The sequence below is a fragment of the Stenotrophomonas acidaminiphila genome, assembly GCF_001431595.1.
GTDB lineage: Bacteria > Pseudomonadota > Gammaproteobacteria > Xanthomonadales > Xanthomonadaceae > Stenotrophomonas > Stenotrophomonas acidaminiphila.
The window spans coordinates 45,667-60,333 of sequence record NZ_LDJO01000008.1; the positions used below are offsets into that span (position 1 = coordinate 45,667).

Consider the following 14,667-nt stretch of genomic DNA (forward strand, 5'->3'; position numbering starts at 1 on the left):
GGCCATTCACCTCTGGCCGAACAGCTGCCTGCGCTCCTCCTCGCTCAGCGGCTTGCCGGCGTCCGGGTTGACCGTCGGGCCGAGCGCGTAGGCGCGCTGCGTGGCCGGGCGCATGGCGATGGCCTGGTGCCAGCGGTGCAGGTGCGGGAAGGCGTCGAAGTCGGCCGGGAGCTTGCTGTAGGCGCCGATCCACGGGTAGCTGGCCATGTCGGCGATGCCATACTCGTCGCCGCCCAGGTACGCCGATCCGGACAGGCGCTTGTCCATCACCCGGTGCAGGCGCCGCACCTCGCTGTCGTAGCGTTCGATGGCGTAGGCGATGCGCTCGGGCGCATAGACGTTGAAGTGGCCCATCTGCCCGCTCATCGGCCCGAGCCCACCCATCTGCCAGAACAACCATTCCAGCGCGGTGGCGCGGCCGCGCAGGTCGGTCGGCAGGAAACGGCCGGTCTTCTCGGCCAGGTACAGCAGGATCGCGCCGGACTCGAATACGCTCAGCGGCGCACCACCGTCGGCCGGTGCATGGTCGACGATGGCCGGCATCTTGTTGTTCGGCGAAATGGCCAGGAAATCGGGCTGGAACTGGTCGCCCTTGCCGATGTTGACCGGCACCAGGCGGTACGGCAGCCCGGCCTCTTCCAGGAACAGGGTGATCTTGTGGCCATTGGGGGTGGGCCAGTAATAGAGGTCGATCATGAATGCGTCTCCGTGGGGGAACGGTCACCGGGACCGATACGGTAACGCTTGGCAGTCTGGCGGACGACCGTTAACCTGCCGCCTTCCTGCAACGCAGCATTCCTGCCATGTCCGAACACAAACCGCTCAGCCCCCTCCCGGCCCTGATCTTCGCCTCGCGCTGGCTGCAGCTGCCGCTCTATCTCGGCCTGATCGTTGCCCAATGCGTCTACGTGTTCCTGTTCGGCAAGGAGCTGTGGCACCTGATCCACGATGCCAACGCGCTGGGTGAGCAGCAGATCATGCTGATCGTGCTCGGCCTGATCGACGTGGTGATGATCTCCAACCTGCTGGTGATGGTGATCGTCGGCGGCTACGAGACCTTCGTCTCGCGCCTGGGCCTGCAGGGTCACCCGGACCAGCCGGAGTGGCTGAGCCACGTCAACGCCTCGGTGCTGAAGGTGAAGCTGGCGATGGCGATCATCGGCATCTCCTCGATCCACCTGCTCAAGACCTTCATCGAGGCCGGGCAGCTGGGGCTGCCGCTGTGCGGGTCGGAAGCGGCCACGGGCGTTGCGTGTACCAAGTTCACCTCCACCGGGGTGATGTGGCAGACCATCATCCACTGCGTGTTCATCCTGTCGGCGGTCGGCATCGCCTGGACCGACAAACTGATGTCCAACGGGCATTCCAAGCAGAACGGGCACTGATCCACACACGCGGGACCGCTGGCCATCATCGCGTGGTGGCCGGCAACGCGGGCGGCGCCAGCCGCCCCCGCCTCGTGCAACCGGGGGCGGCAATGCTAGATTCTCCCTTCGCCCGGATCCGGCCGGCGTGGGGAAACGCCGCGCATCCATGACGGCCCGGGCGACCAACCATTCGCGTTCGTCGATTCAAGGGGAAGATTGATGTCGTACGTCACGATCCACGGCAAAGCGCGCCTGCTGGCGCCCACCCTGCTGGCCGTCGCCCTGGCGGCCTGTTCGGGCAAGGACGATTCCGCCCCGGCGGCTGCCGCCGGCACGCCCGCCAGCCCCGCTGCCACCGCGCCCGAACCTGCGGTTTCGGCCAAGGTGCAGTCGATGGGCACCGACCAGCTGCGCGACTCTGCCAGTACCGCGCTGCGCGAGAACCGCATGTACGCGCCGGCCGGCGACAACGCCATGGAGTACTATCTGGCCCTGCGCGACAAGCTGCCCGACGATGCGGCGGTCAAGAGCGCGCTGACCGACCTGCAGCCCTACACCCTGATCGCCGCCGAGCAGAGCCTGGCACGCGAGGACTTCCCCGAGGCGCAGCGCCTGGTCGCGCTGATCGAGAAGGTGGACCCATCGGCGCCGGCGCTGCCGCGCCTGAAGCAGGGCATCACCCGCGGCATGGAAGTGGCGGTCAAGCGCACCCAGGAAGAGACCGACCAGGTCAAGAAGAATGCCGAGGACCGCGCCAAGCAGCTGGTCGAGCAGCAGCGCCTGGCCCAGCAGCAGGCCGCCGAGGCTGCCGCCGCGCAGCAGCTGGCGGCACGACAGGAGGCGGCACGCAAGGAAAGCGAGCGGCTGGAAGCCGAACGCCAGGCCGCGGCCAAGCGCGAAGCCGACGCCCGTGCCGCCGCGCAGCAGGTCGCCGCCGCACCGAAGCCGGCCGCGGCCGCGCCGAGCCTGCGCGCGGTAAGCACGCCGGCCCCGCGTTACCCCGCCGACGCGCTGCGTTCCGGTACTTCCGGCGAAGTGCTGGTGGAGCTGACCGTCGGTACCGACGGTTCGGTGACCGACGCCCGCGTGCTGCGCGCCAACCCGCCGCGGGTGTTCGACCGCGAGGCGTTGAATGCGGTCAGGCGCTGGCGCTTCGAGCCGATCTCCAGCCCGACCACCACCCGTCGCACGCTGGCGTTCGAGCCCAACCAGTAACGGCACGCACGCGCGCCGCACTGCGTACCTGCAGCAAAAAAGAAAAGGCCCGGATCGCTCCGGGCCTTTTCGTTACCAGCGTGGCGACCCGGGGCTCAGCCCGAAATCGCGAGCTTTTCCTGCTTGTAGCGCCACACTGCCATCGCCCACAGCACCACGGTGAGCAGCAGCGAGGCACCCAGGTAGACACCCCACTGCTCGGCAACCGGCATTTCGCCGCGGGTCACCTTCACCAGCATCTGGTTCTGCGACAGGAACGGAACCGCGTACTGCCACAGCTGGGTGTCCTTCAGCGGATAGGCCATCAGCGCATAGCCGGGCATCATCGCCATCATCATCAGCCAGACGATGTGGCTCTGCGCTTCCTTCATGCTCTTGGCGCCGGCAGCCAGGCAGGTCAGCAGCGCGGTGCCGATCAGCACCAGCGGCAGCAGCACCAGCAGCAGTTTGCCCATCGCCATGAAGCTCACGTCCAGCGAACTGCCCACGCCACGGCCGATGCTGGCGCTGAACTTGAACGACAGCAGGATCAGCAGGATCGCGGTCAACCCGACCAGCGTGGACGCCAGCATCTTGCCGCTGACCAGGGCGCCGCGTGACGCCGGGGTGGCCAGCAGCGGTTCCAGCGACTGCCGCTCGCGCTCGCCGGCGGTGGTATCCATGACCAGGTGCGAGCCGCCGATGAAGGCGGACATCATCAGCAGGATCGGCAGGATGACCGACAGCAGGATGCCGCGCTTGGCCTCGGCGGTGGCCAGGTCGCGCGTGCCCACGCTGACCGGCATGGCCACCGCGGGATTGACGCCGCGCGCCATCAGCCGCAGCGCGCCCACCTGCTGGCCGTAGGCCGCCAGCACCTTGCGCACGCGCGCCACCTGCACGTCGCTGGTACGGCGGGTGGTGTCGGCGACGACCTCGACCTTGGCCGGCTTGCCGGCGTGCCAGTCGTCGGCGAAATCCGGCGCGACCACCAGCGCCACGTCCTCGCGCTGGGCGCGGATGCGGGCTTCGTAGTCGTCCGGCGCCTCGCGCGGGGTGATGCCCTGGCTGGCCAGGAACGCCATCAGGTTGGGCGCGCGCTCCATGCCGACCACGGACAACGCCATGTCCTTTTCCAGCTGGTTGGACACCCGCAGGTTGCTGAGCTTGTCGATGCCCAGGAACAGCAGCGGGTACAGCAGCGGCGCGATGAACAGGGTCAGGAAGAAGGTACGGCGGTCGCGGGCGAAATCGCGCAGTTCCTTGCGCATCACCGTGAACATGCTGCCAATGAATCCGGTCTTGTTCATGCGTGCAGGCCCTCTTCGCTGCCGATCAGCTTGACGAACGCGTCCTCCAGGTTGCTCTCGCCGGCATGCTCACGCAGCTCGTCCGGCGTGCCCTGCGCCACCACGCGGCCATGCGCGACGATGACGATGCGGTCGCACAGCGCCGCCACCTCCTGCATGATGTGGCTGGAGAAGATCACGCAGCGGCCTTCGGCGCGCAGTTCCTTGAGGAAGCCGCGCAGGCCGCGGGTGGTCATCACGTCCAGGCCGTTGGTCGGCTCGTCGAGGATCACGTTCTTCGGGTCGTGCACCAGCGCGCGGGCGATGGCGGTCTTGGTGCGCTGGCCCTGGCTGAAGCCTTCGGTCGAGCGGTCGAGGAAGTCCTCCATCTGCAGCGCCGTGGCCAGGCGCGCGATGCGCGCTGCGATCGCCGCCGCATCCATGCCGTGCAGCTGGCCGAAGTACTCGATGTTCTCGCGCGCGGTCAGGCGCTTGTACACGCCGCGCGCGTCCGGCAGCACGCCCAGGCTGCGGCGCACCGTGTCGGGGTCGGCCGCGGCGTCCACGCCGTCGACCACGACCTTGCCGGTCTCGGGCGTCATCAGCGTGTAGAGCATGCGCAGCGTGGTGGTCTTGCCGGCGCCGTTGGGGCCGAGCAGGCCGGTGATCTGGCCGTCGTGGGCGGTGAAGCCGACGTCGTCCACGGCGATCACCGGCGTCTTGTCCTTGCCCTTGCCGGGGAAGGTCTTGCGGAGTCGTTCTGCAACGATCATGGAAGCGGATTCCTCAGTGATGCGTGGACGGTCACGGTTCCCAGCCATTGAAGCTGGTGAACGGCGGCACGTAGTTCAGTTTTTCCAGGCAGGCGCCATCGAGCGCGGCGGCGTCGGTGGTGTCGACGAACTGGGCGAACAGCTTGGGCATGCAGCCGGCGCCGACGACCGCGTGGCCCTGGCCGCGCAGCACGAACAGGCGGCCGTTGGGCAGGCTCTTGGCCACTTCCTCGCCATAACGCGGCGGGGTGACCGGGTCGAACTCGCCTTCCAGCACCAGCGCCGGCACCGCGGTGGCCAGGGGCTTGTGGAAATCGGCCGGCATCCTGCCCTTGGGCCAGGTGCTGCACATCGCCGCCAGGCCATCGGCCATGCGGTTGCCGAGCACGGTGTCCGCGTCCTCGGCGCGCGCGACCATGCCCTCGTCGTCCTCGCTGCAGATCACCGACAGCTGCATGCCCATGGCCATGCTGTCCTTCATGCCTCCCTGCAGCATCTTCGCCAGCGCCATCAGGTCGCCGTAGCGGCCATTGCGCGCCTCGTGGATCAGCTTGGGCAGCAGCGCGGCGGCTTCCGGCATGTAGGCGTACATGCGCACCAGCCCGGCGACGGTATCGGCGCGCAGCACGTCCTCGTGCTCCTGCCCGGTGCTGGCATCGCGGTAGCGCACCGTCACCGGGTTGGCGCGCAGTGCGGCCAGCAATGCATCCAGTTCGGCGCGCGGATCGCCCAGCGCGGCCTTGCACGCGGGGTTGCCGGTGCACTGGGCGAACTGCAGCGCCAGCGCATCGTCCAGGTTGCGGGCGAAGATGTTGCCCAGCTGCAGGGTATTGGGCACCACCGAGTCGAGCACGATGCTGCGGGTGCTGTCCGGGTGGCGCATCGCATACTGCTGCGCGACGCGGGTGCCGTAGCTGACACCGATCAGGTTGATGCGGGCCGCGCCGATGGCCTGGCGCACGGCGTCCAGGTCGGCCACCGCGTCGGTGGTGGTGTAGTGGCGCAGGTCGGCCTTGCCCGACAACGTCGCCGCGCAGGCGGCGGCGCTGGCCTGCATCGCCTCGATGCTGGCGTCGTCGTCCTCCGGCGGCTCACAGGACAGCAGGTTGGATTTGCCGGTGCCACGCTGGTCGACCAGGATCACGTTGCGGCGCTTGCGCACCTCGGCGAAGGCCGGGTCGATCTGCGGATAGCTCTGGGTCGCCGATTGGCCGGGGCCGCCGGCCAGGAAGAACACCGGGTCCGGCTGCGCGCTTTCGGGCTTGTCCGGCGTCAGCAGCGCGATGTTCAGCGCGATCTTCCGGCCCTGCGGGTTGCCGCGGTCCTCGGGGACCTCGAAGGTGGTGCACTGGGCTTCCAGGCTGTCGCGGCTGGTCGGCGAATCGAGGGTACACGGGCGGAACGCGAGGCTGCCGAGCATCAGCGGCTTGACCTCCGCCTCGGCGGCGGGCAGCGGTGCCTTGGCGGACTCCGCCTGATCGGGTGCGGGCTTGAGCGCACGGTAGCCGAGCACGGCGCCAAGCGCGGCCACCGCCAGGAGGGTACGGGTCTTGCGGGACATCATCGGAACAGCCCCTTGTGGTTGATGGAACGGATTGGGTCCTGCCAGCCCAAGACGCGGCTGGCGGCGTCATGTGACAGCGGGGAAGAAAATATCCTCGATCCTGGCGTCGAACAGGCGGGCGATGCGGAACGCCAGTGGCAGGCTGGGATCGTACTTGCCGGTCTCCAGCGCGTTGACGGTCTGCCGCGAGACCTCCAGCCGTTCGGCCAGTTCACCTTGCGACCAGCCCCGGGCTTCGCGCAGTTCGCGCAGGCGGTTGTCCATGGATGCGGGCTCAACCGTAGCGGCGCGAAACGACGATCTTGGCCAGGCCATAGGCCAGGCATACCAGCGGGAACACCCAGATCATCGCCGCGCTGGCCGCCACGTCCAGCACCCGCGCCGACTGCAGCAGGCCACCGGTGAGATACAGCAGCGAGACGAACGCCGCGGCGAAGCTGACCGCCTGCAGCTCGATGCGCTGCTGCAGTTCGTCGGCGTCGCGGATGTAGCGGATCATCGCCCGCAGCGTCATCGCGATCGGCGGCACCGGCAGCAGCGCGATGCAGGCGCGCAGCGCGGTGCCCTCCACGCGCTTGAGCAGCAGGATCGACAGCACCAGCAGCACGACGTAGGCGCCCATCGCGATCATCATCTCGCGGCTGTAGCGCCGCCGCAGCGCCAACGGCGCGGTGTCGCAGGCATTGGGCAGTTGCCGCCGCAGCAGCAGCACGAACGACAGGCCCACGGCCACGCCGATGCAGATCCCGCCCAGCATGTCGGCGCTGTCGCCCGGCACCAGCCGCAGCAGCGCCAGACCGGCCGCGGCGGTGGCAAAGGCGGCGGCGATGATCCAGCGGTCCAGTGCGCGCGCCATGGCTCAGCACCCTCCGCGCGCATGCGCCAGCACGACCAGGCCCGGCGCGAGGACGATCGCGGCCTGGCCGGTCGCGGCGACGCCCATGAAGGCCGCACCGATTCCCGGCCACGCGGCACCCGCACGCATCCGGCTTCCTGCTTCGTTCATGTCCCCGTCTCCCATGACCCACCCTGTCAAGCAAGCTTTACAGGAGGATGCGGGTACCGTCGCCATCTGTCAAGCATGCTTTACAGGCGGGTATCGCCCGGACGATGCGGCCCGGCGCTCAAGCCACCGGTGCCGGCTCCACTCCCAGGTCGCAGGCGACATGGTTGCGGCCAGCGGCCTTGGCCCGGTAGAGCGCCGCGTCGGCACGCGCCAGCAGACTTTCCAGCCCCGGCGCGGCATCGGCAACGGCCACGCCGATGCTGGCGGTGATGCCGATCGTGCCGCCCTCGCGGTGCAGCGGGCTGGCCTCCAGGGTGGCGCGCAGGCGCTCGGCCAGGGCCATCGCCTGTTCCATGCCGGTGTCCGGGAGCAGCAGCACGAACTCCTCGCCGCCATAACGGCCAAGCAGCCGGTCGCGCCCGCGCAGGGAACGCTGCAGGGTCCGTGCGGCGTGGTGCAGCACCTCGTCCCCGACCGGGTGGCCGCGGGTGTCGTTGATCCGCTTGAAGTGGTCCAGGTCCAGCAGCATCGCCGCGAACGGCCGCTGCTGGTGCAGGCTCTGCGCCAGGTGCTGCTCACCGTCGCCCATCAGCGCGGTGCGGTTGAGCAGGCCGGTCAGGCCATCGCGGCGGGCCAGCCGGCGCAGGTCCACCATCTGCCGCTCGACGATCATCAGCACCAGGGCGAAGGTGTGGCCGAGCATCACGAACATGCCGCCGACGTAGGTGACGTTCATCGACAGGCCGGCACGCAGGATGTCGCCGTCGGCACCGGGCGCGACCGGGATCAGGGCCCGCACCAGGAACAGCGCCGCATCCAGCAGGAACACCGCCGCCGCCAGCCGGCAGCTGCGACGGACGTCGGCCGGGGCATGGCGCAGCAGCAGCCAGGCCTCCCAGGTCTTCCAGATGATGATCAGCACGCTGTACAGCGCCAGGCGGATGCCAAGGTCGGGCCGGGCCACGCTGAACCAGGCGATCGCCAGCAGGTAGCCGCCGCCCAGCACGAGGGCCGGACGCAGCGGCACGCGGCGGCCGACATGCAGGGCCACGCCGAACAGCATCAGCACGCTGCCCAGTACCGCGAACCCGTTGCGCACCAGGATGCCCACCGCGGCCGGCAGCGGCAGCGGCACGCTGACCAGCACCGTGCTGACCGCCCCGGCCCACAGGCTGGCGGCCCACAGCCTGGGCACCGGCTGGCTGCGCAACACCAGCAGGATCAGCGAGAAGCCCGCCGCCAGGCCGATGTTCAGCAGCAGGCCGATGGCGGCAATGGTGGGGAAGTCCAGCGCAGTCATGCCCGGGGTCCTTGCGTCGAGCGGCATCGCCACGTGTGGAGCAGTCTGCCGGATCATCACGCCCCGTGGCGCGGGGGGCAAGCCTACTTGCTGCTGACGTACTTCTCGCGGCGCAGCTGCGGCAGCGCCAGGCCGGCCGCCCGGAGCGCCTCGAAACAGGCATCGACCATCACCGGGTTGCCGCACAGGTAGGCGATGTCGCGGGCCGGGTCCGGGGCGACCTCGGCCAGCTGCTGCTGCACGTAACCGCTGCGCACGTCCGGATGCGGGTCGGCCGGCAGCCCGCGCGACAGGCACGGCATGTAGCGGAAGCCCGGGTGGGCGTCGGCAAAGGCCCGGAAATCATCGGCGTACAGCAGCTCGGCCGGGGTGCGCGCGCCCTGCAGCAGCACCACTTCCACGCCGCGCCCGGCCATCGCCCTGGCCAGCAGCGGCAGCATCGAGCGGTACGGGGTGACGCCGGTGCCGGTGGCGATCAGCAGGTAACGGCCGTTATGGTCGCCCGGCTGCAGGCAGAAGCGCCCGAACGGGCCGCTGGCGGTGATGCACTGGCCGGTCTCGAGGCCCTCGAACAGGGCGGTGGCGGCGCCGCCGGGCACGAAGCTGACCGCGATGTCCACCGCGTCGCCCGGGCCGAGCGCGTGGTCGTGGATGGTCGCCAGCGAGTAGCTGCGCTTGGTGGCGGTGCCGTCGGCATAGTCGAAGTGCACCTGGATGAACTGCCCGGGCTGGAAATCCAGCGGCTGGCCGTCGTCGCGGACGAACTGGTAGTGGCCGACGGTGGGCGCCAGCATGCGGCGACCGACCAGCTTGAGGGGGAATTGGACAGGCACGAACGGGAAACAGTGTGTAGCCGGGCTGGCGCCACGGGGCCTCCTATAATAGCCGCTCGCACTCATCCGGCGCCGTCACCCCGGCGCGAAGGCCCGAGCTTGGACTCCCGAATTCCTCCCGTCGCGCCGGCACTGCGCGTCCACGATCTCCGCAAGACCTACGACAACGGCGTGGAGGCGCTCAAGGGCGTCTCGCTGGAGGTCGCCCCGGGCGACTTCTTCGCCCTGCTCGGCCCCAACGGCGCCGGCAAGTCCACCCTGATCGGCATCGTCTCGTCGCTGGTGAACCTGAGCGCGGGCGACGTGCGGGTGTTCGGCACCGACCTGGTGGCCGAGCGCAGCGCGACCATGCGCCTGATCGGGCTGGTGCCGCAGGAGATCAACTTCAACCTGTTCGAAAAGCCCTTCGACATCCTGGTCAACTACGCCGGGTTCTACGGCATCCCGCGTGCCGAGGCCGAGGCCCGCGCCGAGCAGGAACTCAAGCGCGCGCACCTGTGGAACAAGGCGCAGATGATGAGCCGCACGCTGTCCGGCGGCATGAAGCGGCGGCTGATGATCGCCCGCGCGATGATGACCCGCCCGCGCCTGCTGATCCTGGACGAACCCACCGCCGGCGTGGACATCGAGATCCGCCGCGACATGTGGAAGACGCTGCAGGAGATCAACGCCGCCGGCACCACGATCATCCTCACCACGCACTACCTGGAAGAGGCCGAGCAGTTGTGCCGCAACCTGGCCATCATCAACCACGGCCGCATCGTCGAGCAGGGGCCGATGCGCGCGCTGCTGGCCAAGCTGGACGTGGAAGGGTTCGTGCTCGACATCGACGGCGAGCTGCCGGCGCAGCTGCCGCACATCGACGGCGCGCAGCTGGCCGCGGTCGACGCGCACACCCTGGACCTGGACATGCCGCGGGCGATGGACCTGAACCGCGTGTTCGACGCGCTGGGTGCCGCCGGCATCCGCGTGCGCTCGATGCGCACCAAGAGCAACCGCCTGGAGGAGCTGTTCGTGCGCCTCACCGGCAACCTGGAGAACACCGCCGCATGAGCACGCCCGCTCCCCTGACCGACAGCGCCCGCAACCGGGTGGCGCTGGGCACCATCGTCCGCCGCGAGGTCAACCGCATCCTGCGCATCTGGGGCCAGACCCTGGTGCCGCCGGCCATCACCATGACCCTGTACTTCCTGATCTTCGGCGGCCTGATCGGCTCGAAGATCGGCGACATGGGCGGCTACAGCTACATGCAGTTCATCGTGCCCGGGCTGGTGATGATGAGCGTGATCCAGAACAGCTACGGCAACATCAGCTCCTCGTTCTTCGGCGCCAAGTTCGGCCGCCACGTCGAGGAGCTGCTGGTCAGCCCGATGCCTAACTGGGTGATCCTGTGGGGCTACGTCGCCGGTGCGGTGCTGCGCGGGCTGATGGTCGGCGCCATCGTGCTGATGATCGCGATGTTCTTCACCCGCGTGCACGTGCCGCACCCGCTGGTGACGCTGAGCACGGTGCTGCTGGGGTCGACGATCTTCTCGCTGGCCGGCTTCATCAACGCGGTGTACGCCAAGAAGTTCGACGACGTGGCCATCGTGCCGACCTTCATCCTGACCCCGCTGACCTACCTGGGCGGGGTGTTCTACTCGGTCACGCTGCTGCCGGGCTGGGCGCAGGCGCTGACCAAGGCCAACCCGATCTTCTACATGGTCAACGCGTTCCGCTATGGCCTGCTGGGCACCAGCGACGTGCCGCTGTGGGTGTCCTACGCGCTGATGCTCGGCTTCGTCGCCGCGCTTACCGCGCTGTCGCTGTGGCTGCTGCGGCGCGGCGTCGGCCTGCGCAGCTGAGCGCGGCCGCTCTTTCCCCCTGATCCCGATGGAGCCGGCAACATGCGCATCCTGATCCTCGGCGCCGGCGGTACCGGCGGCTATTTCGGCGGCCGCCTGGCCCAGGCCGGCATCGACGTGACCTTCCTGGTGCGGCCGGCCCGCGCGGCGCAGCTGCAGCGCGACGGGCTGGTGATCCGCAGCCCGCTCGGCGACGCGGCGTTCCCGGTGGCGCATGTCACCGCCGATGCGCTGCCGGCACTGGCCGCGGCACGGCCGTTCGACCTGGTGGTGCTCAGCTGCAAGGCCTACGACCTGGACAGCTCGATCGAGGCCATCGCACCGGCGATGGGCCCGGGCACCACGCTGCTGCCGATCCTCAACGGCCTGCGCCACTACGTCGCGCTGGACGCCCGTTTCGGCCGCGGGGCGGTGCTCGGCGGGCTGTGCTTCATCAGTGCGACCAAGGCCGCGGATGGCGCCATCGTGCACCTGGACCGGCCGGCGCGGCTGACCTTCGGCGAGCGCGACGGTACCAGTGCCAGCGCACGCGTGGCCGCACTGGCGGCTGCCTGCGGAACCGCGGGCATCGACCATCTCGCCACGGACGACATCGCCAGCGAGCAGTGGATCAAGTACACCTTCCTGGCCACGCTGGCGGCCGCCACCTGCCTGATGCGCGCCGACATCGGCCACATCGTCGCCACCGATCATGGCACCGCGTTCCTGCAGGCGCTGTACGGCGAATGCCTGGCCGCGGCCGTGCACGCCGGCCAGCCGATACCGGCCAAGGCGCAGGAGACCGCCCTGTCCACACTGACCAGGGCCGGCTCGCCGATCAAGGCGTCGATGCTGCGCGACCTGGAGGCCGGGCAGCGGGTCGAAGCGGCGCACATCGTCGGCGACATGCTCGACCGCGCACTCGCCGCCGGACACCCCGCGCCGCACCTGCACGCTGCGTACTGCCATCTGCAGGCCTACGAGGCGCAGCGGGGCGCATGACCACCGCCGCGGAGCTGCCACAGCGGGTGCTGATCCTGGGGCTGGGCTTTGCCGGGCGCGCGCTTGCGCTGCACCTGCAGTCGCTGGGTGTCGCCGTGGCGGGCACGGTGCGCGATCCAACCGCCGCGCCCGGCGACGGCATCGCGCGCCACCGCCTGCATCCGGACCACGCCCCCGACACCGCGCTGCTGGAAGCCATCGCCCGAACCGATGCGGTGCTGTGCAGCGTGCCGCCCGATGCCGAAGGCGACCCCGCGCTGCGCCTGCTCGGCCCCGCCCTGCAGGCCAGCCCGGCGCTGCGCTGGGTCGGCTACCTGTCCTCGACCGGGGTGTATGGCGACCGCGGCGGCGGCTGGGTCGACGCGCACTCCGATGCCGATGCCCGGGACCCCGTCGCCCTGCGCCGGCTGCTGGCTGAAGCGCAGTGGCGCGCGCTGGCCGATGCGCGCGGCATCACCTCGGCGACGTTGCGCCTGCCCGGCCTGTACGGCCGTGGCCGCAACGCGCTGGTACGGCTGGCGCAAGGCAACGCGCGCCATGTCGTGCGGCCCGGGCTGGTGTTCAACCGGCTGCACGTCGATGACCTGGCCGAAGCGGTGGTGGCGGCGATGCGCCGTCCGGCCCGCGACGCGCTGTACCTGCCGGCGGACGACGAGCCGGCACCGCCGCAGGACGTGCTGGCGCATGCCGCGCGACTCGGCGGCTTCACCCTGCCGCCAGCCGTGGCCTGGGACGATCCGGAGCTCGAGCCGATGCTGCGCCGTTTCCACGCCAGCAACAAACGCATCGACAGCCGCGGCACGCGCCAGGCACTGCAGTGGCAACCGCGCTTCCGCAGTTACCGCGAAGGCCTGGCGGATGCCTGGGAAGCCGGCGACGGCGTCATACCCGCGCACTGACGACCGGGTCGGCCGCCACCGCACCTGAGTGGGATGCGGCAGCAGACGTCCGTTATGCTCGGCGCTCCCCCGACCCAGGAGATCAGCGTGCGCAGGAACGGCAGGATGTTGGGCTACGGCATGGCGGCGCTGCTGCTGGCAGGGTGTGGCGCCGCACCCGACACGGACACCGCCACCACCGCGGCCGGTGACGCGCAGCAACCCACGCTTCCCGTCACGGACGCACCCGCGGCGAAGGCCGCGCAGCCGGCGGCAGGCGGCATCGTCGACCGCGACGGCAAGCCGGTGGCGGTACTGCCGTTCGATATCGCCAGCATCCCGACCAGCCAGGCCACGCTCGGCGCCATGCCGTTCTTCGGCCTGCCGCAGGGCTACGCGCCGCAGAATCGTCCCTATCCGCGCGCCTGGGCGCGCTTCCCGTTCCGCATCGGCGACGGCATCCACTGGGTGGAAGGCCCGAGCTGGTCGGCGCGCATCGTCGCCGAGGGCGACAAGGGGTTTTCCGCGCTGGAGCTGCAGCGCAACCTGGAAAACCTGATCGACGCCGCCGGCGGCAAGAAGGTGTTCGAAGGCCCGCTGCATCGCGACATCTACTACGGCCCGCAGCTGGAGGACGAGATCGGCGGCGGCTTCATCGATGCGGTCAACATGGGGCAGGACGCGCCGACCGCGGTGTACGTGGTACGCCAGGCGCAGCGCAACGTGTGGGTGCAGCTGGCGATGGACGCCAACGGCGCGGGCATGACGGTACTGGAGGAAGTGCCGTTCCAGCCCAGCGCGCACTGGAACGACGCCTTCCCGCACCTGTCGCTGCCGGCCGGCTACCGCGACCGCAACAAGCCGCAGCAGCGCGACTTCGACCGCTTCCCGTTCTGGACCGGCGACCGCTTCGAGCAGGTCGAGGGCCGCACCTGGGCGGCCGATTTCGACAAGGGCGAGCGCGAGTACTCGATGCACGAGGTACGCCGCAATCTCGAAGCGATGATGGCCACGGTCGACGCCACCAAGGTGTTCGACGGGCGCATCCCCAAGGAGCAGGCCGAATCCGTGCCCGAAGCGCTGCGTTCGGCCTACTCGCAGGCCGCCGGCTACAGCTGGGACGACTTCGACCTGGTCGTCTATCGCGCCGACCTGCCCGATGGCCGCCAGGTCTGGGTGCATGCACGGCTGGAGTACCTGAGCGCCGGCTGGGTGGTGAGCGAGCGCACCGGCTTCGTGCAGACCGCCACGCTGCTGCCCGCCGCGGCGCTGAAGCAGAAGCTGGACAGCGACGGACGCGTTGCCATCCAGGTCAACTTCGCCACCGACAAGGCCGACATCCTGCCCAGCTCCGAACCGCAGCTGGCGCAGGTGCTCGACCTGCTGCGCGCCGACCCGGCATTGAAGCTGGCGGTCGAAGGGCACACCGACGCCACCGGCGACGCCGCGCACAACCGCAGCCTGTCGCAGGCGCGCGCCCGGGCCGTGGTCGCGGCCCTGGCCGGCAAGGGCATCGATGCCGGCCGCCTGCAACCGGAAGGCTTCGGTGCCGACAAGCCGGTCGCCGCCAACGCCGGCGAAGAAGGCCGCGCGCGCAACCGCCGGGTGGAACTGGTCAAGCGCTGATGCGCGGCCCGC

The 14,667-nt window shown here is 69.9% G+C and carries 16 protein-coding genes; 7 read left to right on the forward strand and 9 right to left on the reverse strand.

Annotation, left to right across the window (positions count from 1 at the left end):
* Positions 1-6: 6 nt before the first annotated feature.
* Entirely contained in the window at positions 7-696 is a 690-nt protein-coding gene (locus ABB33_RS01915) for a glutathione binding-like protein (protein WP_056930945.1), read from the reverse strand.
* Positions 697-803: 107 nt separating this feature from the next.
* On the opposite strand from ABB33_RS01915, the gene ABB33_RS01920 reads away from it, so the two are divergent.
* Together ABB33_RS01920 and ABB33_RS01925 are read left to right on the forward strand one after the other, a co-directional pair.
* On the forward strand, positions 804-1,385 hold the full coding sequence (locus ABB33_RS01920) for a TIGR00645 family protein (protein ID WP_056930946.1): 582 nt from the start codon (positions 804-806) through the stop codon (positions 1,383-1,385).
* Between the two features lie 201 nt (positions 1,386-1,586).
* Positions 1,587-2,582: an energy transducer TonB gene (locus ABB33_RS01925; protein ID WP_056930947.1), complete on the forward strand. Its 996-nt coding sequence runs from the start codon at positions 1,587-1,589 to the stop codon at positions 2,580-2,582.
* A 95-nt stretch (positions 2,583-2,677) separates the two neighbouring features.
* Here ABB33_RS01925 and ABB33_RS01930 read toward each other — a convergent pair whose 3' ends face one another.
* The 8 genes from ABB33_RS01930 to ABB33_RS01960 all read right to left on the reverse strand — a co-directional run bounded on the left by ABB33_RS01930 (position 2,678) and on the right by ABB33_RS01960 (position 9,326).
* Entirely contained in the window at positions 2,678-3,871 is a 1,194-nt protein-coding gene (locus ABB33_RS01930; RefSeq protein ID WP_054668273.1) for an ABC transporter permease, read from the reverse strand.
* A complete protein-coding gene (locus ABB33_RS01935) occupies positions 3,868-4,623 on the reverse strand; it encodes an ABC transporter ATP-binding protein (RefSeq protein WP_054668275.1) in 756 nt (251 codons plus the stop codon). Before ABB33_RS01935 ends, ABB33_RS01930 begins: the two co-directional genes overlap by 4 nt.
* 31 nt (positions 4,624-4,654) lie before the next feature.
* A complete protein-coding gene (locus tag ABB33_RS01940) occupies positions 4,655-6,184 on the reverse strand; it encodes an alpha/beta hydrolase (RefSeq protein ID WP_082594946.1) in 1,530 nt (509 codons plus the stop codon).
* 69 nt (positions 6,185-6,253) lie between these two features.
* Positions 6,254-6,451, reverse strand: a complete 198-nt coding sequence (locus ABB33_RS01945; protein WP_054668278.1) for a helix-turn-helix transcriptional regulator — start codon at positions 6,449-6,451, stop codon at positions 6,254-6,256.
* Positions 6,452-6,461: 10 nt separating this feature from the next.
* Positions 6,462-7,043: a hypothetical protein gene (locus ABB33_RS01950; RefSeq protein WP_056930949.1), complete on the reverse strand. Its 582-nt coding sequence runs from the start codon at positions 7,041-7,043 to the stop codon at positions 6,462-6,464.
* A gap of 3 nt (positions 7,044-7,046) precedes the next feature.
* Complete coding sequence (locus ABB33_RS18750) at positions 7,047-7,193, reverse strand: hypothetical protein (protein WP_161809395.1); 147 nt, start codon at positions 7,191-7,193, stop codon at positions 7,047-7,049.
* A gap of 118 nt (positions 7,194-7,311) precedes the next feature.
* Positions 7,312-8,493, reverse strand: coding sequence for a GGDEF domain-containing protein (locus ABB33_RS01955; RefSeq protein WP_056930950.1), 1,182 nt, complete (start codon positions 8,491-8,493; stop codon positions 7,312-7,314).
* Between the two features lie 83 nt (positions 8,494-8,576).
* Positions 8,577-9,326 (reverse strand): FAD-binding oxidoreductase, encoded by a 750-nt coding sequence (locus ABB33_RS01960; RefSeq protein ID WP_225546654.1) that lies wholly within the window; start codon positions 9,324-9,326, stop codon positions 8,577-8,579.
* A gap of 99 nt (positions 9,327-9,425) precedes the next feature.
* Between ABB33_RS01960 and ABB33_RS01965 the strand changes: the two genes are divergently transcribed.
* From ABB33_RS01965 to ABB33_RS01985, 5 genes are read left to right on the forward strand one after another with little or no spacing between them, the layout of a single operon-like run.
* The gene (locus ABB33_RS01965) at positions 9,426-10,379 is read left to right on the forward strand and encodes an ABC transporter ATP-binding protein (RefSeq protein WP_056930952.1); all 954 of its coding nucleotides are present in this window, start codon (positions 9,426-9,428) and stop codon (positions 10,377-10,379) included.
* Complete coding sequence (locus tag ABB33_RS01970) at positions 10,376-11,170, forward strand: ABC transporter permease (RefSeq protein ID WP_056930953.1); 795 nt, start codon at positions 10,376-10,378, stop codon at positions 11,168-11,170. The genes ABB33_RS01965 and ABB33_RS01970 overlap by 4 nt, the downstream gene beginning before the upstream one ends.
* A 42-nt stretch (positions 11,171-11,212) precedes the next feature.
* Entirely contained in the window at positions 11,213-12,151 is a 939-nt protein-coding gene (panE, locus tag ABB33_RS01975; RefSeq protein ID WP_056930954.1) for a 2-dehydropantoate 2-reductase, read from the forward strand.
* The gene (locus ABB33_RS01980; protein WP_056930955.1) at positions 12,148-13,050 is read left to right on the forward strand and encodes an NAD-dependent epimerase/dehydratase family protein; all 903 of its coding nucleotides are present in this window, start codon (positions 12,148-12,150) and stop codon (positions 13,048-13,050) included. Before panE ends, ABB33_RS01980 begins: the two co-directional genes overlap by 4 nt.
* A 54-nt stretch (positions 13,051-13,104) precedes the next feature.
* Positions 13,105-14,655 (forward strand): OmpA family protein, encoded by a 1,551-nt coding sequence (locus ABB33_RS01985; RefSeq protein ID WP_082594939.1) that lies wholly within the window; start codon positions 13,105-13,107, stop codon positions 14,653-14,655.
* Positions 14,656-14,667 lie beyond the last annotated feature (12 nt).

Excerpts from the sequence above, each read along its gene's own strand:
- ABB33_RS01915 (WP_056930945.1), bottom strand. The coding sequence starts at position 696 with ATGATCGACCTCTATTACTGGCCCACCCCCAATGGCCACAAGATCACC.
- ABB33_RS01920 (WP_056930946.1), top strand. The coding sequence starts at position 804 with ATGTCCGAACACAAACCGCTCAGCCCCCTCCCGGCCCTGATCTTCGCC.
- ABB33_RS01925 (WP_056930947.1), top strand. The coding sequence starts at position 1,587 with ATGTCGTACGTCACGATCCACGGCAAAGCGCGCCTGCTGGCGCCCACC.
- ABB33_RS01930 (WP_054668273.1), bottom strand. The coding sequence starts at position 3,871 with ATGAACAAGACCGGATTCATTGGCAGCATGTTCACGGTGATGCGCAAG.
- ABB33_RS01935 (WP_054668275.1), bottom strand. The coding sequence starts at position 4,623 with ATGATCGTTGCAGAACGACTCCGCAAGACCTTCCCCGGCAAGGGCAAG.
- ABB33_RS01940 (WP_082594946.1), bottom strand. The coding sequence starts at position 6,184 with ATGTCCCGCAAGACCCGTACCCTCCTGGCGGTGGCCGCGCTTGGCGCC.
- ABB33_RS01945 (WP_054668278.1), bottom strand. The coding sequence starts at position 6,451 with ATGGACAACCGCCTGCGCGAACTGCGCGAAGCCCGGGGCTGGTCGCAA.
- ABB33_RS01950 (WP_056930949.1), bottom strand. The coding sequence starts at position 7,043 with ATGGCGCGCGCACTGGACCGCTGGATCATCGCCGCCGCCTTTGCCACC.
- ABB33_RS18750 (WP_161809395.1), bottom strand. The coding sequence starts at position 7,193 with ATGAACGAAGCAGGAAGCCGGATGCGTGCGGGTGCCGCGTGGCCGGGA.
- ABB33_RS01955 (WP_056930950.1), bottom strand. The coding sequence starts at position 8,493 with ATGACTGCGCTGGACTTCCCCACCATTGCCGCCATCGGCCTGCTGCTG.
- ABB33_RS01970 (WP_056930953.1), top strand. The coding sequence starts at position 10,376 with ATGAGCACGCCCGCTCCCCTGACCGACAGCGCCCGCAACCGGGTGGCG.
- panE (WP_056930954.1), top strand. The coding sequence starts at position 11,213 with ATGCGCATCCTGATCCTCGGCGCCGGCGGTACCGGCGGCTATTTCGGC.
- ABB33_RS01980 (WP_056930955.1), top strand. The coding sequence starts at position 12,148 with ATGACCACCGCCGCGGAGCTGCCACAGCGGGTGCTGATCCTGGGGCTG.
- ABB33_RS01985 (WP_082594939.1), top strand. The coding sequence starts at position 13,105 with ATGCTCGGCGCTCCCCCGACCCAGGAGATCAGCGTGCGCAGGAACGGC.